The sequence below is a fragment of the Halorubrum miltondacostae genome (genome assembly GCF_041379815.1).
In the GTDB taxonomy this organism is placed as follows: Archaea; Halobacteriota; Halobacteria; order Halobacteriales; family Haloferacaceae; genus Halorubrum; species Halorubrum miltondacostae.
Map to the genome: position 1 here is coordinate 172,601 of NZ_JBEDNY010000001.1, position 21,909 is coordinate 194,509.

Consider the following 21,909-nt stretch of genomic DNA (forward strand, 5'->3'; position numbering starts at 1 on the left):
GACCGTGCCCTCCCGACGAGCCCTCCTCGGAACGCTCGGTGTCGGAACCACAACTGCCCTTGCCGGGTGTTCGCGACTCCGATCGCGCGACGACCGCGTCGACCTGACCGTGTTCAACCAGACGGACGACTCCTTCGCCGTCGAGTTCGAATTCTTCGGCGACGGCGCCGCGGAGGGGGCGGCGAGAGCGTACAGCTCGACGCTCGACGTCGCCCCCGACGGTGAGGCCACGCGCGAGGCGGTCGTCGAGGCCAGGCGGTATCTGGTCCGTTATCGCGCGTACGAGGACGATTCCCGACTCACCGACGGCGGTCACGTGCACTTCATCCCCTCCGGGGACGGGACCGAGAGCGTCGCCTTCGACCTCCGCGAACCGGGCGAACTCGCCCGGCGGTGACGGCGGCTCCGCGGTCGGTTCCGGTCGGGCCTCGCCGGTCAACAGAGCCATACCCGCCGCGGCCGAACAGGAGCGCGTGCCGAGCGACCGCGTCCACTGCGTCGAGTGCCGCGAGCCGATCCCGGGCGACGCGCGGATCTGCCCGCACTGCCGTGCCATCCAGCCGTCGCCGCTGCTCGACGTCGGCGTCGTCGTCGCCGGCGTGTTCGCGCTGCTGTTCGGCGTCGTCCTCGCCCTGATGACCGTCGGGACGAGCCGGCTGCTCGGGTTCGTCCTGCTCGTCGTCGGCTTCGGCCTCGCCGTCGGAGGGTACACGCGCTACCTCGACCGACAGGCGGCGAGCCGGGCGCGGTGAGCCGTGGCTTTCGCGTCGCCTCGGGCGCGACAATTTAAGTGCCAGCGCGCGCCACGATACGGACATGCTCACCCCACTCAACGGCGGCCTGATCTTCGCGGGGCTCGCGCTCGCGTTCGTCGGCGCGGCGGTCTCGGTCTACGCGGTGACGCTGACGGGGCTGCTCGTCGGGGCCGGCGCCGGCTACCTGTTCGCCCCGAACGTCGTCGGCCTCGTCGCGGTCGACGGGACCGCCCTCACTGCCGGGGCGGTCGCTGTCGGCGGTCTCCTCGGGGGCTTCCTGGCGTACGCCGGGCTCTCCTTCGCGGTGCTGGGGATCGGCGGCGTCGTCGGCGGGTTCGCCGGGCGGTTCGCGGTGGGGCCGCTGTACGCGGCGGACGCGGCGGGGATCGAGGGAATGGTCCTGCTTGTCGGCGCGACGCTCGCCGGCGTCGCGGTCGGCGCGCTGTTCGGATTCGTCCTCACGCGGACGACCCTCGTCGTCTCGACTGCGCTCATCGGCGCGGCGTTCGCTTCGCGGTCGCTCACGCCGGCGAGCTTCGAGACGGCCGCCGCCGAGACGACGGTTCAACCCCTGCTCTTCGACCTCACCGCGCCGGCGTTCCTCGCGGTGTTCGTCCTCGGGGCGCTCTCGCAACTGGGGCTGTTCCGGTTCGGCTACGTGACGAAGCTGGTCGGGCTCCTGCCCGGCGCGCGCCGGTGGACGGCCGACGACGACCGCGACGGCAAGGCGGAGGGGGCCTGACCGCCGGCGTCCTCGGTCGTTACTCGTACTCGTAGAAGCCGCGACCGGTCTTCTTGCCGAGGTCGCCCGCCTCCACCTTGCGCTTGAGGAGGTACGCCGGCTTGTAGCGGTCGCCGAGCTCGTCGTGGAGCGTCTCGCTCGCGCCGAGCGCCACGTCGAGGCCGATGTGGTCGGCGAGCTCGAGCGGCCCCATCGGGACGTTCGTACCGAGCTTCATTCCACGGTCGATGTCGGCCTTGTCCGCGACGCCCTCGTCGTACGCGCGGATCCCCTCGTTGATCCACGGCATCAGGATACGGTTGGTGACGAAGCCGGGCTTGTCGTCGGCCTGCCACGTCTCCTTGCCGAGGTCCTCGGCGAAGGCGTGCGCGAAGCCGACGACCGCCGGGTCGGTGCGCTCGCCCACCACGACCTCGACGCCGTCCATGATCGGCACGGGGTTCATGAAGTGGAGGCCGACCACGTCGCTCGCGCGCTCGGTCGCGCTCGCGATGGTCGTGATAGACAGCGTGGAGGTGTTCGTCGCGAGGACGACGTCGTCGTCGGTGACGCGGTCCAGGTCGGCGAACACGTCGCGTTTCACGTCGAGGTCCTCAATCACGGCCTCGACGACGAGGTCGGCGTCCGCGAGGTCGTCGAGGGCGGTCGTCCCTGTGATCCGGTCCCGGACCGCGTCGGGGTCCTCGCCGAGCGCCCCCTTCCCCGCCAACCGGTCGAGGCTGTCGTCAATGCTGTCGAGGCCCCGCTCGACGTACTCCGCCTCCACGTCGCGCATCACCACGTCGTAACCCGCCGTCGCGGCGACCTGTGCGATCCCATTCCCCATCGTCCCGGCGCCGCCGACGCCGACGACGTCGATTTCGGATAGTGCTCGCATGGGGACCGCTGCCGCGCCGCGGGTGGTAAGTATTGCGACTCTGAGGCCAACGGCGACGGGGGCGAGCGGGGACCGTTACGGCTGACTGACAATTAACTATCTAAGTAGTAAGTACGATCTACCCTGAATACGTCACAGAAACCGTCGAAACGCCCCGAGACACCGGAATCCATTTCTTTACGTTCGCCGAAACGACCATAGCGTTTTTTATCGATGTAACTGGAGTACGAACTGATGCTTCCTCACGCCGCCGCCGACATCTCACGCGACGGGAAATCCCTGATATTGGCCTACGACCACGGAATCGAACACGGGCCGGTCGACTTCGAGCCGAACCCGGACACGGCGGACCCGGAACGGATCTTCGAGCTCGCCACCCACGAGGCGGTCACCTCGCTGGCCGTCCAGAAGGGGCTCGCCGAGGCGTACTACCCCGACTACGAGGACGACGTGAACCTCCTGTTGAAGCTCAACGGGACCTCGAACCTCTGGCGCGGCGAGCCCGACAGCGCGGTCAACTGTACCGCCGAGTACGCGGCGGAACTGGGTGCCGACGCGATCGGGTTCACCGTCTACGGGGGCTCGAACCACGAGGTCGAAATGGCCGAGGAGTTCCGGCGGGCGCAGGAGGGCGCCCGCGAACACGACATGGGCGTCGTCATGTGGTCGTACCCGCGGGGGCAGGGGCTCCGCAATGACGCGAGCCCGGACGTCATCTCGTACGGCGCGCGGCTCGGGTTGGAGCTCGGGGCCGACGTGGTGAAGGTGAAGTACCCCGGCTCCGCCGAGGCGATGGGCCACGCCGTCGAGATGGCCGGCCCCGCCGACGTCGTCATGTCCGGCGGGACGATGCGCGACGACAAGGCGTTCCTCCGGAACGTCTCGAACGCCATCGACGCGGGGGCCACCGGCATCGCCGTCGGCCGGAACGTCTTCCAGCGCGACGAACCGGAGCGCATCCTCGACGCCCTGGAGGCCGTGATCTTCCAGGAAGTCGATCCGGCCGAGGCGCTCGCCATCGCCGAGAGCGACGACTGATGGCGTCCCCCGACTCGACCGTCGACGCGGTGTTCGACGCGGTCGCGGCGACGGCCCCCGAGATCCGCGCCGCGCTCCCCGGCCGCCGCGTCGAGAGCGGCACGGAGAACGAGTCCGGTGAGTCGGTGCTGGCGGGCGACCTGTACGCCGACGAGCTGCTCGGCGACGCGATAACCGCGGTCGACGGCGTCGGCTCGTTCGTCAGCGAGGAGCGCGAGGCGGCGGTCGACGCGGGCGGCGCGGTCGGGAGCGGCGAAGACGAGGCGCTCGCCGTCGCGATCGACCCCCTCGACGGCTCCTCGAACCTCCGGTCGAACAACGCGATGGGCACCGTCGTCGGCGTGTACGACGCGCCGCTGCCCGCGAGCGGCCGCGACCTCGTCGCCGCCGGCTACGTCCTCTACGGCCCGATCACCACGATGGTCGTGGCCGACGAGGCGGGCGTCCGCGAGGAGGTGGTCACCGCCGACGGCGACGGCGTCGACAGGTCCGTCGTCGAGGCGGCCCTGACGCTCCCGGCGTCGCCGACCGTCTACGGGTTCGGGGGCCGGGTCCCCGACTGGCCCGCGGACTTCCGTGCGTACGCCCGGGCGATCGAGGACGACCTGAAGCTCCGGTACGGCGGCGCGATGGTCGGCGACGTGAACCAGGTGCTCACCTACGGCGGTGTGTTCGCCTACCCCGCCCTCCGGAGCGCGCCGGAGGGGAAGCTCCGCCTCCAGTTCGAGGCGAACCCCATCGCCTACATCGTTGAGCGCGCGGGTGGCGCGTCCTCGGACGGCTCCGGATCGATCCTCGACGTGGAGCCCGAGGCGGTCCACCAGCGCACGCCGGTGTACGTCGGCAACGAGACGCTGATCGAGCGGTTGGAAGCCGCCGTCGACGCGGAGTAGCGGCGCGGTACCGCTCCGGACGAGCGGCGCGCCGCCCCGGGCCGCCGGCCGACGTGGGCCCGCCGATCCCACATGGAAAACTGTTTAGGATCTACCGCAAGTCTTGCGTCCATGAAAGTCCACGTCGGCGCGGCGGCGACGCCCGAAGAGGCCGAAGCGATCGCGAAGTCGCTCGCCGAGCACCTCGGCGTCGACGTCGACGTCCACGTCGGGGACGCGGAGACGCTGGCCGCCAGCGCAGAGCCGTCGGAGCCGAGCTACCCGCTCGACGACGACCTCGGGCCCACGGACCGCGAGCGCGACCTGCGCGCCGAGATAGCCGACATCCGCGAGGGCGGCCCGGAGAAGTACCGTGACCGGCTCTCGGAGCAGGGGAAGCTGTTCGTCCGCGACCGCCTCGACCTCTGGTTCGGCGGCGAGGACGGGACCCGGGGGACGGGCGACGCGAGCGCGACCGACGACGACCCCACGGGGGTGAAGTTCGAGGACGGGAAGTTCGCCGGCTTCGACGACTGGCACCCCGACGCGCCCGCCGGCGACGATGGCGAGGAGAACGAGCGCGGCGGCGACCGCCTCCCGGGCGACGGCCTGCTGACGGGCGCGGCCGAGTTCGAGGGGCGCGACGTCCACTTCATGGCCAACGACTTCACCGTGAAGGCGGGGTCGATGGCGTCGAAGGGCGTCGAGAAGTTCCTCCGGATGCAACAGCGCGCGCTGAAGACGGGGAACCCGGTACTCTACCTGATGGACTCCTCCGGCGGGCGGATCGACCAGCAGACCGGCTTCTTCGCCAACCGCGAGGGGATCGGGAAGTACTACTACAACCACTCGATGCTCTCCGGCGCGGTGCCGCAGATCTGCGTCCTCTACGGGCCCTGTATCGCCGGGGCCGCCTACACGCCGGTGTTCGCGGACTTCACCGTGATGGTGGAGGGGATGTCCGCGATGGCGATCGCCTCCCCGCGGATGGTCGAGATGGTCACCGGCGAGGAGATCGATCTGGACGATCTCGGCGGCCCCCGCGTCCACGCCGAGGAGTCCGGCTCCGCGGACCTCGTCGCGCGCGACGAGGAGCACGCCCGCGAGCTGGTGGCGGAGCTGATCGGCTACCTCCCCGACCGCGCCGGCGAGAAGCCCCCGAAACGCGAGACGAAGCCGCCGAAGTTCTCGCCCGACGGGATCGACGAGCTGATCCCCGAGTCTCCGAACCGCCCGTACGACGCCCACGACCTGATCGACCGGATCGCCGACGCCGAGTCGGTGTTCGAGCTGAAGGAGGGGTACGGTCCGGAGATCGTCACGGCGTTCTGCCGGATCGACGGGCGGCCGGTCGGCGTCGTCGCCAACCAGCCGACGGAGCGGTCGGGCGCGATCTTCCCGGACGCCGCAGAGAAGGCCGCGGAGTTCATCTGGACCTGCGACGCCTACGAGATCCCCCTGTTGTACCTCTGTGACACGCCCGGCTTCATGGCCGGCTCGCAGGTGGAGAAGGACGCCATCCTAGAGAAGGGCAAGAAGATGATCTACGCCACCTCCTCCGCGACGGTGCCGAAACAGACCGTCGTCGTCCGGAAGGCGTACGGCGCGGGCATCTACGCGATGGGCGGCCCGGCGTACGACCCCGAGAGCGTCATCGGGCTCCCCTCCGGCGAGATCGGGATCATGGGCCCCGAGGCTGCGATCAACGCGGTGTACGCCCGGAAGCTCGCCGAGATCGACGACCCCGAGGAGCGCGCGGCCGAGGAGGAGCGGCTGCGCGAGGAGTACCGCGAGGGGATCGACGTCCACCGGATGGCCAGCGAGGTCGTCATCGACGAGATCGTCCCGCCCTCCGACCTGCGCGCCGAACTCGCCGCGCGGTTCGACTTCTACGAGGACGTTCAGAAGGATCTGCCGGACAAGAAGCACGGGACGATCCTCTGACCGGGCGAAACCCGTCGGTTCCGGCTTACAGCGCCGCGACGAGGTCGCCGCCGAACAGCCCGACGGCGCTCTCGACGCCGAGCGCGACGGCCAGCCCGAGCCCCAGGAGCGCGCCGGCGTAGGCGGCCGACCCGAGCAGCGACGCGGCGGCGAACCGCGGCGCGGACACCGACGACGCGCTCGCGCTGGGCACCGCGAGCCACCCGCGCGTCCCGGGGACGGCGTTCGAGGCGGCGACCGCCGGGAGCCCCCACCGGTCGAGCCAGCGCGTCGCGCCGTCGAGTCGGCCCGCGTCGACCGGCACGACCCTGGACGCCGTCGGTCCACGTCGAACCGGCGGACGGCGACGAAGAGCAGCGACTGACCGGTCGTCGCCCCGGCCACCGCCGCGACGAACACCGGAACGACCGCCATCGCGTCGACGCCCGCGGCGACGACCGCCGCGACGAACAGCGTCCGCGCCGGCAGCAGCTTCCCCACCAGCGCGCCCTCCAGCGCGAAGACGACGAAGACCGCGACGGCGCCGTAGGTGCCGACGAGGGCGAGCGCCGTCTCGGCGTGGGCTCCGATCACGACTGCCCTCCGCGGCCCACGGGTAAAACACCTCCCGAGCCGGCTGCTCACACCCGTCACACCACCCCCGAACCCCGTCTAAGGGCGCTAGCCCCACCGGGAGTGGCTATTTGTCGGTCACCCGCCTCGTGGACGCATGGTCACTGTCGGCGACACCGCTCCCGACTTCGCCGCGTCCGCGGTCGACGCCGCTCCGGACGGCGACGCGGAGCGAACCGCCGCCGAGCTGGCGCTGTTCCGCCTCGTTGAGGCGCACGAGGCCGTCGCCTTCTGTCTCGCGCCCGCGACGTTCGTCCCGCCCTGTACCGCGGCGCTCGCCGCGGTCCGCGACGCCGGCTGGCACGGCCGGGACGACCTCGCCGTCGTCGCGCTCACCGGCGACTCGCTGTACGCGGCGTTCGCGTACGCCGACCGGTTCGCCCTCCCGTTCCCGGTCGTCGCCGACTACCACGGCGGCGTCGCCGACTCGTACGACCTGCTCGCCGACTCGTGGGAGGGGCACTCCGCTATCCCGCGGCGGGCGGCGGTCGTGATTGACGGGGACTGGACGGTGCGGTTCGCCGCGGCGACCGACGACCCGCTCGACCGCGCTGACCCCGCGCCGGTCCAGCGTGCGGCCGAGACGCTGCGCGAGCTTGGCCTCGACGTCGACCGGCCGCGGGTGGACTACGACGGCCCGTGGTGAGCGCGGCGCGACCGACCCCGACGGCGTCGCGGTCCGCGACTCGCCCGGCCGCGCCGCGGGTCGCCGTGGTTATTTGACGCCCCCGCGCGGAGGGGGCGACATGGACGCCGCCTTCGCCGAGTACCTGGACGAGTTCACGCGCCGCGACTGGGAGACGCTCGATCCGGACGCCGTCGCCGACCCGGTCAGGGTCGCGGTCGTCGGCCTCGGCTGGTTCGCCCGGGAGTGGGCGCTACCCGGCATCGCGCGCTCGGCGTACACCGAGGCGACCGTCGTCACCGACGTCGACGCCGGGGCGGTTGAGGCGGTCGCCGCCGAGCGCGACCTGACGGGGGTCACGCCCGAGGAACTGCGATCGGGGGCCGCCGCGGACGAGTACGACGCCGTCTACGTCGCGACGCCGAACGCGACCCACCTGGAGTACGTCGAGGCCGCGGCGGCGCAGGGGAAGGCGGTCCTCTGTGAGAAGCCGCTGGAGGTGACGCCCGAGCGCGCCCGCGAGCTGGTGGCGGCCTGTCACGACGCCGGCGTCCCCCTGATGGTCGGCTACCGGATGCAGACCGACCCCGCGGTCCGGCGGCTCCGCGACCTCCTCGACGCGGGCGTCGCCGGCGATGTGATCCACGTCCACGCGACGATGTCGCAGACGATGCTCGGCGAGCTCGGAAGCGACACGGATCAGTGGCGGCTCGACCCGGAACTGTCCGGCGGCTGCGCGGTGATGGATCTGGGCGTCTACCCGCTCAACACGACGCGGTTCGCCCTCCGCGAAGACCCGGTCCGCGTCTCCGGTCGGACTCGGTCGGAACACGAGGCGTTCGCCGACGTCGACGAGCACGCCTCGTTCCGGCTCGAGTTCCCGGGCGACGTCGACGCGTTCTGTACGGTGAGCCAGAACGCCCAGCACGCGAGCCGGCTGGAGGTCACCGGGACCGACGCCAGACTGATCCTCGACCCGGCGTTCTACGAGCGGGAGGACCGCGGATTCGCCGTCGTCCGCGACGGCACGCGGGTCGACGTCGACTTCGAGCAGGTCCACCAGATCGAAGAAGAGTTCGCGTACTTCGGTCACCAGCTACTCGCGGGCGAGCCGTTCCACGCGGACGGTGAGCACGCCCTCACCGACATGCGCGCGCTCGATGGCGTCTACGAGTCGGCCGAGACCGGCCGACCGGTCGAACTCGGCGACTGAGTCGCGTCCTGAGAGGCGGGGCCCGCGGCCGCCGACCTACTGCTCGATCCCCCACACGTCGCTCGTCCAGTCGCGGGCCGGCGTGTCGTACACCGGCGCGTCGCGGTCGCGCTCGTCGAGCCGCCGCCGGTCGGCCTCATCGAGCTCCCAGTCGAGGTCGGCGTTGGCCCGGACGTGGTCCGGGGTCGACGAGCGCGGCAGGGGGACGACGCCGCTGTCGATCGCCCACCGGACGACGACCTGCGCCGGATGCCTGTCGTACTTCTCGGCGAGTTCGGCGACGATTTCGTCGTCGAACACGTCCGTCCGCGCCAAGGGGGCCGCGGCCTCGATCACGGTGTCGGTCTCATGGCAGTAGTCAACGAGGTCCGGGCGCTGGAACCACGGGTGGAACTCGATCTGGTTGACCGCGATCGGCACGTCGGAGATGTGGTGCGCACAACTCAGCTGGTACGCGCTGAAGTTCGAGACGCCGATGTCGCGGACGAGCCCGCGGTCGCGCAGCTCCGCCATCGCCTGAAGCGTCTCGCGCAGGGAGATGGCGGGATTGGGCCAGTGGATCAGGTACAGATCGAGGTAGTCGGTGCCGAGCCGGTCGAGCGACGCCTCGCACGACTCGATCACGGACTCGTAGTTGAGGTTCTTCGCGAGCACCTTCGAGGTGAGGAACACGTCGTCGCGGTCGACGTCGCTCGCGGCGAGAGCCTCGCCGATTACCGCCTCGTTGTGATACCCTTCCGCGGTGTCGATATGCCCGTAACCGGCGTCGAGCGCCGCGCGGACGCTGTCGGCCGTCTCGCCGTCGTCGAGGTCATACGTGCCCAGTCCGAGCGCCGGCAGCTCCGCGCCGCTCGGGAGCGTCTTCGTTGGTACGGTCACGCGATCGGGTTCGCCGGATCGCTGATTCAAACTACCGGTCGGGGAACTCCGTGCGACGGCGCGTGCCGACGAACGCCCGGAGGGCGTGAGTCGCACGCGGGAGGGAGATCGCGAGCGGTGTAACCGCGAGCAGCGAGCGACGAGGCTGGGGAGGCGTGAGGTACTGTGCGGTCCGCGAGCGAACCCGTGTTTCCGCGGTGACTGCGACTGACACGAACCACCCTCCGGGTCGACTCACGACGTTAGGAACGGCACCGGCTGAGACTCCCGCGAGCAGCGAGGGACCTGTGGTCCCTCTGGCAGCCGGCGCGAAGCGCCGGCGACGCAGCGAGCGGGAGTCAGGCCGGTGGATCTTCGAGCGCAGCGAGAAGATGCACCGGCCGAGATTTGAACTCGGGTTGCAACCATGGCAAGGTTGCGTGATACCACTACACTACCGGTGCGTGCTTCGCATCCGATCATAGCCCGGGTCGGAGATATAAGGGTTCCGAACGACGGTCGGCGGAAGGGTCATCGGTGCCGCGTCCCCACCTGTCAATCATGACTGACGGCCCCGACCGAATCGACAGACGCACCGCCCTCCGCGCGGCTGGCGGCCTCGCCGCAACTGCCGCCCTCCCAGCGCTCTCCGGCTGCCTCGGTGGCGAGAGCGGCGACGGGACTGACGGCTCCGACGGGGACGACGGCCCACCGGACGACGGCGCGGACGTGGACCACGACGTCGAGACCGTCGCCGAGGGATTCGAGAATCCGTGGGGGCTTGCCTTCCTACCCGACGACGGGCGCCTGCTGGTCACCGAGCGGACGGGGGGCCTCCCGCTCGTCGACCCCGCGGACGGGACCGTCGAGGCGGTCGCAGGCGCGCCCGAAGTGTTCGCAGAGGGGCAGGGCGGCCTGCTCGATGTCGCGGTCCACCCGGACTACCCGGACGACGCGCGCGTCTATCTCACCTACTCGGCGACGAACGGCGCGGGCGAGGCGACGACCCACGTCGGGGCCGGCCGACTCTCGCTCGCCGCGGACGACGGGCCGGTGCTTGACGACTTCGAGCCGATCCGCGTCGCCGAGCCGTTCCGCGGCGGCTCGAATCACTTCGGATCCCGCGCGACGTTCGGCCCCGAGGGGTCGCTGTACGTCACGGTCGGCGACCGGCGCGACGAGAACTTCGGACCTGACCACGTCTCGCAGGACCGGTCGAACGAGCTGGGCGCGACGCTGCGGCTGACGCCCGACGGCGACCCCCACCCGGAGAACCCGTTCGCCGACGACCCGGAGGCCGCGGACGCGCTGTACAGCTACGGGCACCGGAACCCGCAGGCGATGGCGGTGCGACCCGAGACGGGCCGGATCTGGCAGTGCGAGCACGGCGAGGAGGACGGCGACGAGATCAACGTCGTCGAGCGCGGCGGCGACTACGGGTGGCCGGTCGCCAGCGAGGCGTGCCGCTACGGGACCGACGACCCCTTCGCGCCGGCTCACGGCGAGCGCGACGGCGTGATCGCGCCGGTCCACTACTGGCCGTGCGGCTCCGGCGGCTTCCCGCCGAGCGGGGCGGTCTTCTACGACGGCGACGCGTTCCCCGAGTGGGAAGGGGACCTGTTCGCGGGCACGCTCGCGGCGCAGTACCTCGGGCGGTTCACGGTCGACGGCGACGGCCTCGACGCGACCGTGACCGAGCGCGACCCGCTGCTCGCCGACCGGGGGTGGCGCATGCGCGCGGTCGCGGTCGAACCGGATACGGGACACCTCTACGCTGCCGTCGACGACGCCGACGCGCCGATCGCGCGGATCGTTCCCGAGTGAGATCGCGCTCGCGCCGTCCGCTCGAACGAATTCATCTCGCGCTACTTACAAAAAAGTCGTTCAGATTACACTTATTCCCGCGGAGTGCCTTCGATCGACGTATGCGTTCCGACGAACCGCCGACGCGACCCGACGCATCGACTCCCCCGTTCGGCCCGCCGCCAACGGCGCGCGGGACGGCACTCCTGTTCGGCCTCTTCGCGGTGCTCCCGATCGCCGCCTCGTACCCGGCTCCGAGCGCCGGATTCGCCGCGGGAGTCCTCGCGGCGCGCTGCGGCGTTCGGCCGTTCGCCCGGCGGCTCCGGGACTGGACGGTCGGTCGGCGGCCGGGTCCGGTGTGCGTGCCGGGAACGAACGTCTGTCTCGACGGCTGATCCGATGTCGCCGGCGAACTGTCCCTCGACGCGACTCCACCGACCGACGCAATGAGCGACGAGGACACCGACGGCCGCCTCTCGCCCGACGACGCGTTCGCCGCGCTCAGCGACGAGCATCGGGTGCGAATCCTGCGCGTCCTCGGCGACGCCGAGGCTCCTTTAGCCTTCTCGGAGCTGTACGACCGGCTCCCCGTCGACGACACGGCCCGGTTCAATTACCACCTCGACGAGCTCCGCGGCCACTTCGTCCGGAAGACCCCGGACGGGTACGCGCTGGACTACCCCGGCCGGCGCGTCGTCGAAGCGATCCGGTCCGGCGCGGTGACCGAGGAGCCCGAGATCGAGCGGACGACGGTCGACGACCGTTGCCCGACCTGTGAGAACCCCCTGGAGATCCAGTGGCTCGACGGCAGCGTCGAGGTGTTCTGCCCGACCTGCGAGAGTCGGTGGGACCGCTCGCACGGGCGAGTCGGCGGCCCCGGAGCGGTAGAATCGGGCTACCTCGGTCGGCTGCCGTTCCCGCCGGCGGGGCTCCGCGACCGGACCCCGAGAGAGGTGCTCCGCGCGGCCCACGCGTGGACGAACGTCGAACTGATCGCGGTCGGCTGCGGGGTCTGTCCCCGCTGCGCGGCGGCCGTCCGGACCGAGTTAGACGGCTGTCGCGACCACGACGACGAGGGCGTCTGCTCGGACTGCCGGTCGCGGTTCGCGGTGTTGCTGCGGGCCGACTGCCCGAACTGCCCCTACCGCGTGGGGGGAGCCGCCGCGCTCGGACTGCTGTCCGCGCCCGAACTGCTGGCGTTCATGCTCGACCACGGGCTCGACCCGTTCTCGCCGCGGTCCGTCCTCCGACACGACCGGGTCCTCAACGAGTACGACGAGCGGATCCTGTCGATGAACCCGCTCCGAGTCGAACTGACGTTCTCCGCCGACGGCGACACGCTCTCCCTCCGCGTCGACGAGCACGGCGACGTCGTCGACGTCGTCGACGGGCCGACGTAGCCGTCGGCCCGGATTCCCCGCTTCGGCCCTCTCCCGTGTGAACGGCTCTCTCGATCTGTGGCCCGAATTCCCCGCGCAGACCCCGTGTGAACGCGGCACAGCCGGAGATCGGGACCGCTATCCTTTTACCGTGCCGTCCGGAATCGAGGGTTACAGTCTCGCCACGATGCGTACCGAAGACGGACTCACGATATGTGTTCCGTCTTCGCTCGTCCGGGAAGCCGAGGACGACCGCGAGGCGACTCGCAAACTCGGCTACGTCGCCCGTGCGGCGGCGGTGTTCCGGGCGGATCGGCTCGTGGTCTTCCCCGACCGGGAAGGCGACGGGCGACGGGGCGGGGAGTACGTCCGCACCGTGCTGGGGTACGCCGCGACGCCGCCGGAGCTCCGAAAGGACCTCTGGGGGCAGCGCGACGAACTCCGGTACGTCGGTGTGCTCCCCCCGCTCCGCGTGCCGTGGCGGACCGGCTCGACCCCTAGCGGGGAAGAGTCGAAAACACAGGGACTCGTGACCGAGGTCGGACCTGAAGGCCGCGTCCGGGTCAATTCCCCGCTGCGGGAACACCCGATCTCCCTGCTCGTCCCCTCCGGAATGGAGGTCGAGCAGGGGGAGCGCGTCACCATCAGGGTCTCTTCGAGAGAACCGGTCCGCGCCCGCATCACCGGGAAGCCGGAGGTCGGTTTCCAGGTCGCGGCCGCGGACCTGTCGGAAGCGCTCGCCGGCGACGGACTGGCCGTCGCGACGTCGCGACACGGAGCGGAACTCTCCGTCTCGCGGCTCGGCGACCTCGTCTCGGACGCCCGCGAGGCCGGCGGTTACACCGTCGCCTTCGGGGCGCCCGAGCGGGGGCTTCCGGAGATGCTCGGGCTTTCGCCCGACCGCATTCGGTCGGCCGTCGCCGACGGCCGTCCGGTCGAACCCGATCCGGGGTTCGACCTCTGGCTGAACACGATCCCGGCACAGGCGAGCGAGGTCGTCCGGACGGAGGAGGCTCTGTTCGCGACCCTCGGCTCGCTCACACTCACGGAGTAAACACATGCCACAACCAAGCCGACCACGAAAAGGCTCGCTGGGCTACGGCCCGCGCACCCGCGCAGACAGCGAGGTGCCGCGCATCCGTTCGTGGCCAGAAGACGATGGGGCCCCTGCGCTACAGGGATTCGCCGGCTACAAGGCCGGGATGACCCACGTCATGATGGTCAACGACGAGGCGAACTCGCCGCGTGAAGGGATGGAGGAGGCCGTCCCCGTCACCGTCGTCGAGACGCCGCAGATGTACGCCGTCGCCGTGCGCGCCTACGAGAACACGCCGTACGGACAGAAACCGGTCGAAGAGGTCTGGGCGACCGAGTTCCACGAGGAGCTCGACCGCGCGCTCGACCTCCCGGCCGAGGAAACATTCGAGGAGGACGCCGAGGAGCTGCGCGCGCTGCTCGACGACGACGTCGTCGACGACGTGCGCGTCATCACGCACACGGCCCCCTCGGACCTCTCCAACGTCCCGAAGAAGAAGCCGGACGTCATGGAGACGCGCGTTGGCGGCGGCTCCCTCGAGGAGCGCGTCGACTTCGCGTTGGACCTCGTCTCGGAGGGCGGCGCCCACGAGTTCGGCGACGTCTTCCGCGCGGGCCAGTACACCGACGTCTCCGGCATCACGAAGGGGAAGGGGACGCAGGGTCCCGTCAAACGCTGGGGCGTTCAAAAGCGGAAGGGCAAACACGCCCGCCAGGGATGGCGGCGTCGGATCGGCAACCTCGGTCCGTGGAACCCCTCTCGTGTCCGCTCTACCGTCCCCCAGCAGGGGCAGACCGGCTACCACCAGCGCACCGAGCTCAACAAGCGCCTCATCGACTTCGGCGAGGGCGACGACGCCTCCGTCGACGGCGGCTTTGTCAACTACGGCGAGGTCGACGGTGAGTACGCGCTCATCAAGGGCTCGCTGCCCGGTCCGGATCAGCGCCTGCTGCGGTTCCGCCCGGCCATCCGGCCGAACGACCAGCCGCGCCTCGACCCCGAGGTCCGGTACGTTTCCACCGAATCCAACCAGGGATAACCAATGAACGCAACAGTACACGACCTGGACGGCGAGGAGGCGGGCAGCGTCGAGCTGCCGGCCGTCTTCGAGACCGCGTTCCGACCGGACCTCATCGGTCGCGCGGTCGACGCCGCTCAGGCCAACCGGAAGCAGGCCTACGGGGCCGACGAGTTCGCCGGGCTGCGGACGCCCGCCGAGTCGTTCGGCTCCGGCCGCGGGCTCGCGCACGTGCCACGTTCCGAGAACGTCGCCCGTCGCGTCCCGCACGCCGTGTCGGGCCGCGCCGCGCACCCGCCGAAGGCCGAGAAGGACCAGACGAAGAAACTGAACGACAAGGAGCGACAGCTCGCGATCCAGTCGGCCATCGCGGCCACGACCGACGCCGAGCTCGTCGCCGAGCGCGGTCACGCGTTCGACGAGGACCTCGACCTCCCGCTCGTCGTGAGCGACGAGTTCGAGGACCTCGAGAAAACGCAGGACGCCCTGGGCGTGCTCGAAGCGGTCGGCGCCGACGCCGACATCGAGCGCGCCGAGGAGGGCCGCTCTGTCCGCGCCGGACAGGGCAAGGCCCGCGGCCGCAAGTACCGCCAGCCCAAGTCCGTCCTCGTCGTCACCAGCGAAGAGCCGTCCCGCGCCGCCCGCAACCTCGCGGGCGTCGACGTCGCGACCGCTCGCGAGGTCAACGCTGAGGACCTCGCGCCCGGCGCGCACCCGGGCCGACTCACGCTGTGGACCGAGAGCGCCGTCGCCGAGGTGGCCGACCGATGAACTCGATCATCGAGCATCCGATCGTCACCGAGCAGGCGATGAACGAGATGGACTTCAACAACAAGCTGCTGTTCCTCGTCGACGTGGACGCGGCCAAACCGGAGATCCGCTCCGAGGTCGCCGAGCGGTACGACGTGGGCGTCGTCGACGTCAACACGCAGGTGACGCCGCAGGGCGAGAAGAAGGCGATCGTCACCCTGTCTGAGGACGACGACGCGACCGAAATCGCCTCGCGTATCGGGGTGTTCTGAGATGGGACGACGAATCCAAGGACAACGGCGCGGACGCGGCGGCCCGACGTTCCGGGCCCCCTCCCACCGTTACAAGGCGGAACTGTCGCACAAGAAGCTCGAAGACGTGGACACGATCACCGGCGAGATCGTCGGGATCGAACACGACCCCGCCCGCTCGGCTCCCCTCGCGGAAGTCGAGTTCGAGGACGACGACCGTCGGCTCGTGCTCGCGCCCGAAGGCGTGCGCGTGGGCGAGACGATCCAGGTCGGCGTCTCGGCGGAGATCAAGCCGGGCAACACGCTCCCGCTGGCGGAGATCCCCGAGGGCGTCCCGGTGTGTAACGTCGAGAGCAACCGCGGGGACGGCGGGAAGTTCGCGCGCGCCTCCGGCGTGTCGGCGACGCTCCTCACCCACGACCGCGACGTCGCGGTCGTCCAGCTCCCCAGCGGCGAAGTGAAGCGGCTCGACCCCCAGTGCCGCGCCACGATCGGCGTGGTCGCGGGCGGCGGCCGGACGGAGAAACCCTTCGTCAAGGCCGGCAACAAGCACCACAAGATGAAAGCGCGTGGTACCAAATACCCGCGCGTGCGCGGCGTCGCGATGAACGCCGTCGACCACCCCTTCGGTGGCGGTGGTCGCCAACACCCCGGCCAGCCGAAGTCCGTCTCGCGGGACGCCCCGCCGGGACGCAAGGTCGGTGACATCGCATCCAAGCGCACCGGACGAGGTGGCAACAAATGAGTTCAGATTACCGAACCGGCCGCGAGGGCAAGGAGTTCGCCTACCGCGGTCACTCGCTCGACGAGCTGCAGGAGATGGACGTAGACGAGGTCGCGGAACTGCTCCCCGCACGCCAGCGGCGAAGCATCGTTCGCGGACTCGGCACCGAACAGCAGAAGCTGCTGGAGACGGTCCGGAGCCGCGACAAGGAGACGACAGCGGACGACCCGATCCGGACGCACCTGCGTGACATGCCGATCCTGCCGGAGTTCGTCGGCGTCACCTTCGCCGTGTACAACGGCCACAGCTTCGAGCGCGTTCAGGTCGAGCCCGAGATGATCGGGCATTACCTCGGTGAGTTCCACCTCACGCGAAGCACCGTCGAACACGGTCAGGCCGGCATCGGCGCGACCCGGTCCTCGAAGTTCGTGCCCCTCAAGTAACCCATGGGAATCAACTACAGCGTCGAGGCCGACCCGGAGACCACCGCCAAGGGGATGCTCCGCGACCGGCCCATCAGCGTGAAGGACAGCAAGGAGATCTCCCGAGAGATCAAAGGCGAGACGGTCGCCGACGCGGAGGAGTTCCTCCAGGAGGTCATCGACGAGGAGACCTCGGTGCCGATGCGCCAGCACAACGCCGGCGCGGGCCACCGCTCCGACATCGACGGCTGGGACGCGGGACGGTACCCCGAGAAGGCCGCCAAGGACTTCCTCAAGCTCTTGGAGAACGTCAAGAACAACGCCGACGAGCAGGGGTTCGACGGCGAGGCGATGGTGATCAAACACGTCGCCCCTCACAAGGTCGGCGACCGACCCGGTCGGAACCCCCGCGCCGCGGGCGCGACGGAGTGGAACACCACGCTCGCGGACGTCGAACTGATCATCGAGGAGCCGGAGGTTGACAACTAATGGCTGACGAACACCAATTCATCGAGGACGGCCTGCGCCGTTCCCAGATCAACGAGTTCTTCGCGGACGAGCTCGGCCGCGCCGGCTACGGCGGGATGGACGTCGCCCAGACGCCAATGGGCACGCAGATCGTCCTGAAGGCCGAAAAACCCGGGATGGTGATCGGGAAGGGCGGGAAGAACATCCGCAAGATCACCACCGAGCTCGAGGACCGCTTCGACATGGACGACCCGCAGATCGACGTTCAGGAGGTCGACGAGCCCGACCTGAACGCCCAGATCGTCGCGGACCGTCTGGCGAACGCTCTCGAACGCGGCTGGTACTTCCGGAAGGCCGGTCACACGACGATCGACCGCATCATGGACGCGGGCGCGCTGGGCGCCGAGATCGTCCTGTCCGGGAAGGTCACCGGCGCCCGCTCGCGCGTCGAGAAGTTCAACCGCGGCTACATCAAGCACAACGGCGAGCCCGCCGAGGAGGTCGTCGACCACGGCCAGGGTGTCGCTGTCATGAAGCTCGGGACGATCGGCGTCAACGTGAAGATCATCCCGCCGGGCGCGACCCTGCCCGACGACTTCCAAGTCCGCGAGGACGCGGAGGTTCCGGAGGTCGAGCAGGCGGCCGTCGACGCCGACGAGGGCGTCGAGTCGCTGCTCGAGGAGGAGCCCGAGGAAGTCCCCGACGTGGGCGCCGACGACGACGTCGACGTCCCCGACGACGACCCCGCCGAGGTCATCGACGAGGAGGTCGTCGAGGAGGTCGTCGAGGAGACCCAGGAAACGGCCACCGAGGCGACGGACGTCGCCGCCGAGGAGCCGGTCGGCGAGGACGTCGAGGCCGACGAGCTCGACGAGCTCGACGAAGAGATCGAGTCCGAGGCGGCCGACCTCGTCGCGGAGATGGAGGCGGCCGACGAGGACGAGGAGGAGGACGAATAATGGCGATCCTCTACACCGACGAGATCCGCGACATGACCGCGGCGGAGCGGCAGGTCGAACTCGAGGAGCTCGAGACCGAGCTGCTCAACTCGAAGGCGCAGCGGGCGGCCGGCGGCATGCCGGAGAGCCCGGGCCGCGTCAACGAGCTGAAGAAGACGATCGCCCGGATCAAGACGATTCAGGCGGAAGAAGGCGACTTCGACGAGGACGAAGCGTAAGATGATCTCCCCCGACACGCTCGTCCGGCACGAGCTCGTCGGCCTCCCGGTTCGGGTGGCCGACGCCGACAGCGACGCCCACGTGGGCATCGCCGGTCGCGTGCTCGACGAGACCTTCGGCACCATCGTGGTCCGAACGGCGTCGGGGGACAAACGCGTGCCCAAGTCGGGCGCGACGTTCGAGTTCGGCGTCGCTGAGACGCCGACCGCTCGCACAGATGAAGCCGCCGGCGACGGACAGTCGCCGGGGTCCGCGTCCCAACTCGGGTCGGATACTACGGGGGTCCGCCCCCGTCAGTCTGGCCCGTCCGGGTCCGCAAGCGTCGTCACCGGTGACGGCGCGGGTCCGGCGAGCCGACGAGGCGAGTGCAAAGACGCGGTCTACGCGACGGTGGATGGCGATCGGTTGCGATATCGGCCCGCCGAACGCACCGAACGAGGTGCCACACAATGGCGATAGGAATCGACGTACCCACGCCTCCGGAGCCAGACAACCCGGAGGATTACGACTACGAGAAGTGCCCGTTCTACGGGCAGCTCTCCGTCCGCGGCCAGACCCGCGAGGGGACGGTCGTGTCGACGGATATGGAAAAGACCGTCATCGTCGAGCGAGAGTACGACGTGTTCGTACCGAAATACGATCGGTACATGAAGCGTCGCTCGCGCATCCCGGCCCACGTGCCGGGCGTGCTCGACTCGCTCGAAGTCGGTGACGAAGTGACGATCGCGGAGACGCGACCGCTCTCGAAGACGAAGTCCCACGTCGTCGTCGAGAACCGCTCGGGTGATCAGTGATGGAGGCGCTCAAGGCCGACGTCACGCAGGGGCTCTCGAAGGGCTCGCTGATCACGTGCGCCGACAACACCGGCGCCCGTGAGCTGAAGGTGATCTCCGTGTCGGGCTACTCCGGCACGAAGAACCGCCACCCGAAGGCGGGGATCGGCGACAAGGTGACCGTCTCGGTCACGAAAGGGACCCCGGAGATGCGGCGGCAGGTGCTGGAGGCGGTCGTCGTCCGTCAGCGCAAGCCGATCCGCCGTCCGGACGGCACGCGAGTGAAGTTCGAGGACAACGCGGCCGTCATCATCGACGACCTCGAGGAGCCGCGGGGCACGGAAATCAAAGGCCCCGTCGCCCGCGAGGTCGCCGAACGATTCGGGAGCATCGCCTCGACCGCGACGATGATCGTCTAACTATGACGAAACAGCCACGCAAACAACGAAAACGGTCGGAGACCGCGCCGCTCCACGAGCGGCAGAATCAGGTCCGGGCCACCCTCACCGACGACCTCCGCGAGGAGTACGGACAGCGGAACGTCCGCGTCAACGCCGGCGACACCGTCGAGGTGCTTCGCGGCGACGCGGCCGGCACGGAGGCGGAAGTCGTCTCCGTCGACCTGTCCGCCGAGCGGATCACGGTCGAGGACGTCACCGTCGAGAAGGCGGACGGGGAGGAGGTTCCCCGCCCGCTTCCGGCGAGCAACGTCCGGGTGACCGAGCTGGACCTCGAGGACGAGCGCCGCGAGGCGCGGCTCCAGGAGGATAACGAATGACGCGACACCAGAAGCGACTGTCAGTACCGAACTCCTGGCCGGTCGAGCGCAAGACGAACACGTTCACCGTGAAGGCGGGCGCGGGCCCGCACGGCGAGGCGGGCGTTCCGCTCGTCGTCCTGCTACGAGACGTGCTCGGCTACGTCGACTCGACGAAGGAGGCGCGCTACGCGCTGAACAACGACTCGATCCTCGTCAACGGGGACGCCGTCTCGGACGAACAGCGTCCGATCGGGATGTTCGACATCCTGGCGTTCCCCGAGCGCGGGGAGTACTTCCGCGTCTTCCCCGACGAGGGCGGTCGGCTCGCGCTGACCCCTGTCGACGAGGACGCCGCGGGCAGCCGGCTCGGGAAGATCACGAACAAGACCGTCGTCCCCGGCGGCGTCACGCAGCTGACGCTCCACGACGGGACGAACGTCCGCGTCGACGACGACGCGGACTACGAGACGAACGACTCGATCGTCGTCGACAACGAGACGAAAGAGATCGTCGCCCACTTCGAGTACGAGGAGGGCGAGCTCGTGACCGCCGTCGCCGGCCAGCACGCCGGCCAGATCGGCGAGATCGAGGAGATCGACGTGACGCTCGGCTCCGGCGACAACACCGTGACCGTCGCCAGCGAGGACGGCGGCTACGAGACGGTCGAGGAGTACGTCGTCGTCATCGACGAGAACTTCACCGACGACGAGGGTGATGCGGATGAGTGAAGCCGAGAGCGCCGACCACGAGATGCGCGAGCCGTCCCTCGAGAAGGTCGTCGTCCACATGGGCGTCGGCCAGGGCGGTGAGCCCCTCGCGGACGCCGAGGAGATCATCGAGGAGATAACGGGCCAGCAGTCGGTCCGGACCACCTCGAAGCGCACCATCGCCGAGTTCGGGATCCGCAAGGGCGACCCGATCGGCGTCAAGGTGACGCTGCGGGGCGAGGACGCGCACGCGTTCCTCGAGACCGCGCTCGACCTCGTCGACGTCTCGCGGAGCCAGTTCGACGACACGGGCAACCTCAGCTTCGGAGTCGAGGACCACACCGACTTCCCGAGCCAGGAGTACGACCCCAACATCGGGATCTACGGCCTCGACGTGACGACGACGATCGTCCGTCCCGGCTACCGCGTCTCGAAACGCGACAAGGCGACGGGGACCATCCCCGCCCGCCACCGGATGACAGCCGAGGACGCGGCCGCGTTCCTCGAAACGAACTTCGACGTCGAGGTAACCGAATGAGCGAAGCGAACAACGACACGGGCGAGCACGCCGCGAAGCGCACCGACTCCCGGCACACGTGCCGGCGGTGCGACCGCGAGCAGGGACTCGTCGGCAAGTACGACATCAACCTCTGCCGGCAGTGCTTCCGCGAGGTCGCCCGAGACATGGGATTCGAGAAGTACAGCTGATCATGACGGGAAACGATCCATTCACCAACGCGCTCGCCGGCATGGACAACGCCGAGAGCGTTGGCCACCTGTCGTACACGGTAGAGCCCGCTTCGAACATCATCGGCTCCGTCCTCGAGGTCCTCTACGACCGCGGGTACGTCGACGGCTTCGAGTACGTTGACGACGGCAAAGCCGGGAAGTTCGAGGTCGAACTGAAAGGCGCGATCAACGAGTGTGGCGCCGTCAAGCCCCGCTACTCCGCGGGTGCGGACGAGTTCGAGAAGTGGGAGAAGCGATACCTCCCCGCCCGTGACTACGGGACGCTCATCGTCACGACGAGCCACGGCGTTATGAGCCACTACGAGGCCCGCGAAGCGGGCATCGGCGGCCAAGTGATCGCATACGTCTACTAAC

30 protein-coding genes, 1 tRNA gene and 1 pseudogene are annotated in these 21,909 nt (G+C 69.8%); 28 read left to right on the forward strand and 4 right to left on the reverse strand.

Translation table 11 applies throughout. The features are described 5' to 3' along the window. Positions 1-4: 4 nt before the first annotated feature. The 3 genes from ABNG04_RS00880 to ABNG04_RS00890 all read left to right on the forward strand — a co-directional run bounded on the left by ABNG04_RS00880 (position 5) and on the right by ABNG04_RS00890 (position 1,497). Positions 5-397, forward strand: coding sequence for a hypothetical protein (locus ABNG04_RS00880; protein ID WP_371159226.1), 393 nt, complete (start codon positions 5-7; stop codon positions 395-397). Between the two features lie 76 nt (positions 398-473). Further along, a complete protein-coding gene (locus ABNG04_RS00885) occupies positions 474-752 on the forward strand; it encodes a zinc ribbon domain-containing protein (RefSeq protein WP_371159228.1) in 279 nt (92 codons plus the stop codon). 64 nt (positions 753-816) lie between these two features. After that, positions 817-1,497 carry a phosphate ABC transporter permease gene (locus tag ABNG04_RS00890; RefSeq protein ID WP_371159230.1) on the forward strand — a complete coding sequence of 227 codons (681 nt, stop codon included), beginning with the start codon at positions 817-819 and terminating at the stop codon, positions 1,495-1,497. Positions 1,498-1,516: 19 nt separating this feature from the next. Here the strand turns inward: ABNG04_RS00890 and ABNG04_RS00895 are convergent, their stop codons facing one another. Continuing rightward, entirely contained in the window at positions 1,517-2,374 is an 858-nt protein-coding gene (locus ABNG04_RS00895; protein WP_371159232.1) for a 3-hydroxyacyl-CoA dehydrogenase family protein, read from the reverse strand. 234 nt (positions 2,375-2,608) lie between these two features. On the opposite strand from ABNG04_RS00895, the gene ABNG04_RS00900 reads away from it, so the two are divergent. The 3 genes from ABNG04_RS00900 to ABNG04_RS00910 all read left to right on the forward strand — a co-directional run bounded on the left by ABNG04_RS00900 (position 2,609) and on the right by ABNG04_RS00910 (position 6,228). Then, the gene (locus tag ABNG04_RS00900; RefSeq protein WP_371159234.1) at positions 2,609-3,412 is read left to right on the forward strand and encodes a class I fructose-bisphosphate aldolase; all 804 of its coding nucleotides are present in this window, start codon (positions 2,609-2,611) and stop codon (positions 3,410-3,412) included. Continuing rightward, on the forward strand, positions 3,412-4,305 hold the full coding sequence (locus ABNG04_RS00905; RefSeq protein WP_371159236.1) for a class 1 fructose-bisphosphatase: 894 nt from the start codon (positions 3,412-3,414) through the stop codon (positions 4,303-4,305). Before ABNG04_RS00900 ends, ABNG04_RS00905 begins: the two co-directional genes overlap by 1 nt. Before the next feature lie 111 nt (positions 4,306-4,416). Then, a complete protein-coding gene (locus ABNG04_RS00910; RefSeq protein ID WP_371159237.1) occupies positions 4,417-6,228 on the forward strand; it encodes an acyl-CoA carboxylase subunit beta in 1,812 nt (603 codons plus the stop codon). Between the two features lie 25 nt (positions 6,229-6,253). Here the strand turns inward: ABNG04_RS00910 and ABNG04_RS00915 are convergent. Beyond that, positions 6,254-6,801: pseudogene (locus ABNG04_RS00915) on the reverse strand (VTT domain-containing protein). A gap of 136 nt (positions 6,802-6,937) precedes the next feature. Here ABNG04_RS00915 and ABNG04_RS00920 point away from each other — a divergent pair. Next, positions 6,938-7,486, forward strand: coding sequence for a redoxin domain-containing protein (locus tag ABNG04_RS00920; protein WP_371159239.1), 549 nt, complete (start codon positions 6,938-6,940; stop codon positions 7,484-7,486). Positions 7,487-7,586: 100 nt separating this feature from the next. Beyond that, a complete protein-coding gene (gfo6, locus tag ABNG04_RS00925; protein ID WP_371159241.1) occupies positions 7,587-8,678 on the forward strand; it encodes a D-xylose 1-dehydrogenase Gfo6 in 1,092 nt (363 codons plus the stop codon). A gap of 36 nt (positions 8,679-8,714) precedes the next feature. On the opposite strand, the gene ABNG04_RS00930 is transcribed toward gfo6, so the two are convergent. Both ABNG04_RS00930 and ABNG04_RS00935 read right to left on the reverse strand, forming a co-directional pair. Continuing rightward, positions 8,715-9,557, reverse strand: a complete 843-nt coding sequence (locus ABNG04_RS00930) for an aldo/keto reductase (protein ID WP_371159243.1) — start codon at positions 9,555-9,557, stop codon at positions 8,715-8,717. Positions 9,558-9,929: 372 nt separating this feature from the next. After that, a tRNA-Gly gene (locus tag ABNG04_RS00935) sits at positions 9,930-10,000 on the reverse strand. Between the two features lie 97 nt (positions 10,001-10,097). Here ABNG04_RS00935 and ABNG04_RS00940 point away from each other — a divergent pair. The 20 genes from ABNG04_RS00940 (at position 10,098) to ABNG04_RS01035 (ending at position 21,908) form a co-directional block, all read left to right on the forward strand. Next, complete coding sequence (locus ABNG04_RS00940; RefSeq protein ID WP_371159245.1) at positions 10,098-11,360, forward strand: PQQ-dependent sugar dehydrogenase; 1,263 nt, start codon at positions 10,098-10,100, stop codon at positions 11,358-11,360. A gap of 101 nt (positions 11,361-11,461) precedes the next feature. Further along, positions 11,462-11,734, forward strand: coding sequence for a hypothetical protein (locus ABNG04_RS00945; protein WP_371159247.1), 273 nt, complete (start codon positions 11,462-11,464; stop codon positions 11,732-11,734). A gap of 51 nt (positions 11,735-11,785) precedes the next feature. Beyond that, positions 11,786-12,739, forward strand: coding sequence for a DUF7351 domain-containing protein (locus tag ABNG04_RS00950; RefSeq protein WP_371159248.1), 954 nt, complete (start codon positions 11,786-11,788; stop codon positions 12,737-12,739). A gap of 166 nt (positions 12,740-12,905) precedes the next feature. After that, positions 12,906-13,772, forward strand: coding sequence for a putative RNA uridine N3 methyltransferase (locus ABNG04_RS00955; protein WP_371159249.1), 867 nt, complete (start codon positions 12,906-12,908; stop codon positions 13,770-13,772). Positions 13,773-13,776: 4 nt separating this feature from the next. Continuing rightward, positions 13,777-14,793, forward strand: a complete 1,017-nt coding sequence (locus tag ABNG04_RS00960; protein WP_371159251.1) for a 50S ribosomal protein L3 — start codon at positions 13,777-13,779, stop codon at positions 14,791-14,793. 3 nt (positions 14,794-14,796) lie between these two features. Beyond that, positions 14,797-15,543, forward strand: coding sequence for a 50S ribosomal protein L4 (gene rpl4p / locus ABNG04_RS00965; RefSeq protein WP_371159253.1), 747 nt, complete (start codon positions 14,797-14,799; stop codon positions 15,541-15,543). After that, positions 15,540-15,794, forward strand: coding sequence for a 50S ribosomal protein L23 (locus tag ABNG04_RS00970; RefSeq protein ID WP_006114470.1), 255 nt, complete (start codon positions 15,540-15,542; stop codon positions 15,792-15,794). Before rpl4p ends, ABNG04_RS00970 begins: the two co-directional genes overlap by 4 nt. A gap of 1 nt (position 15,795) precedes the next feature. Next, positions 15,796-16,518, forward strand: a complete 723-nt coding sequence (locus tag ABNG04_RS00975; protein WP_049897897.1) for a 50S ribosomal protein L2 — start codon at positions 15,796-15,798, stop codon at positions 16,516-16,518. Continuing rightward, positions 16,515-16,940, forward strand: coding sequence for a 30S ribosomal protein S19 (locus ABNG04_RS00980; protein ID WP_007996133.1), 426 nt, complete (start codon positions 16,515-16,517; stop codon positions 16,938-16,940). Before ABNG04_RS00975 ends, ABNG04_RS00980 begins: the two co-directional genes overlap by 4 nt. A gap of 3 nt (positions 16,941-16,943) precedes the next feature. Then, positions 16,944-17,408: a 50S ribosomal protein L22 gene (locus ABNG04_RS00985; RefSeq protein ID WP_371159256.1), complete on the forward strand. Its 465-nt coding sequence runs from the start codon at positions 16,944-16,946 to the stop codon at positions 17,406-17,408. Next, complete coding sequence (locus ABNG04_RS00990; protein WP_371159257.1) at positions 17,408-18,346, forward strand: 30S ribosomal protein S3; 939 nt, start codon at positions 17,408-17,410, stop codon at positions 18,344-18,346. Before ABNG04_RS00985 ends, ABNG04_RS00990 begins: the two co-directional genes overlap by 1 nt. Further along, a complete protein-coding gene (rpmC, locus tag ABNG04_RS00995) occupies positions 18,346-18,564 on the forward strand; it encodes a 50S ribosomal protein L29 (RefSeq protein WP_006114466.1) in 219 nt (72 codons plus the stop codon). The genes ABNG04_RS00990 and rpmC overlap by 1 nt, the downstream gene beginning before the upstream one ends. A gap of 1 nt (position 18,565) precedes the next feature. Next, positions 18,566-19,024: a ribonuclease P protein component 1 gene (locus ABNG04_RS01000; protein WP_371159260.1), complete on the forward strand. Its 459-nt coding sequence runs from the start codon at positions 18,566-18,568 to the stop codon at positions 19,022-19,024. Further along, positions 19,015-19,359: a 30S ribosomal protein S17 gene (locus ABNG04_RS01005; RefSeq protein ID WP_371159261.1), complete on the forward strand. Its 345-nt coding sequence runs from the start codon at positions 19,015-19,017 to the stop codon at positions 19,357-19,359. Before ABNG04_RS01000 ends, ABNG04_RS01005 begins: the two co-directional genes overlap by 10 nt. After that, the gene (locus ABNG04_RS01010; RefSeq protein ID WP_004597429.1) at positions 19,359-19,757 is read left to right on the forward strand and encodes a 50S ribosomal protein L14; all 399 of its coding nucleotides are present in this window, start codon (positions 19,359-19,361) and stop codon (positions 19,755-19,757) included. Before ABNG04_RS01005 ends, ABNG04_RS01010 begins: the two co-directional genes overlap by 1 nt. A 2-nt stretch (positions 19,758-19,759) precedes the next feature. After that, positions 19,760-20,116, forward strand: coding sequence for a 50S ribosomal protein L24 (gene rplX, locus ABNG04_RS01015; protein WP_371159263.1), 357 nt, complete (start codon positions 19,760-19,762; stop codon positions 20,114-20,116). Next, on the forward strand, positions 20,113-20,826 hold the full coding sequence (locus ABNG04_RS01020; protein WP_371159265.1) for a 30S ribosomal protein S4e: 714 nt from the start codon (positions 20,113-20,115) through the stop codon (positions 20,824-20,826). Before rplX ends, ABNG04_RS01020 begins: the two co-directional genes overlap by 4 nt. Further along, the gene (locus tag ABNG04_RS01025; RefSeq protein WP_371159267.1) at positions 20,819-21,343 is read left to right on the forward strand and encodes a 50S ribosomal protein L5; all 525 of its coding nucleotides are present in this window, start codon (positions 20,819-20,821) and stop codon (positions 21,341-21,343) included. The genes ABNG04_RS01020 and ABNG04_RS01025 overlap by 8 nt, the downstream gene beginning before the upstream one ends. Beyond that, positions 21,340-21,513 carry a 30S ribosomal protein S14 gene (locus tag ABNG04_RS01030; RefSeq protein ID WP_004597423.1) on the forward strand — a complete coding sequence of 58 codons (174 nt, stop codon included), beginning with the start codon at positions 21,340-21,342 and terminating at the stop codon, positions 21,511-21,513. Before ABNG04_RS01025 ends, ABNG04_RS01030 begins: the two co-directional genes overlap by 4 nt. A gap of 2 nt (positions 21,514-21,515) precedes the next feature. After that, positions 21,516-21,908 (forward strand): 30S ribosomal protein S8, encoded by a 393-nt coding sequence (locus ABNG04_RS01035; protein ID WP_004597419.1) that lies wholly within the window; start codon positions 21,516-21,518, stop codon positions 21,906-21,908. The last annotated feature ends 1 nt before the right edge of the window (position 21,909 follow it).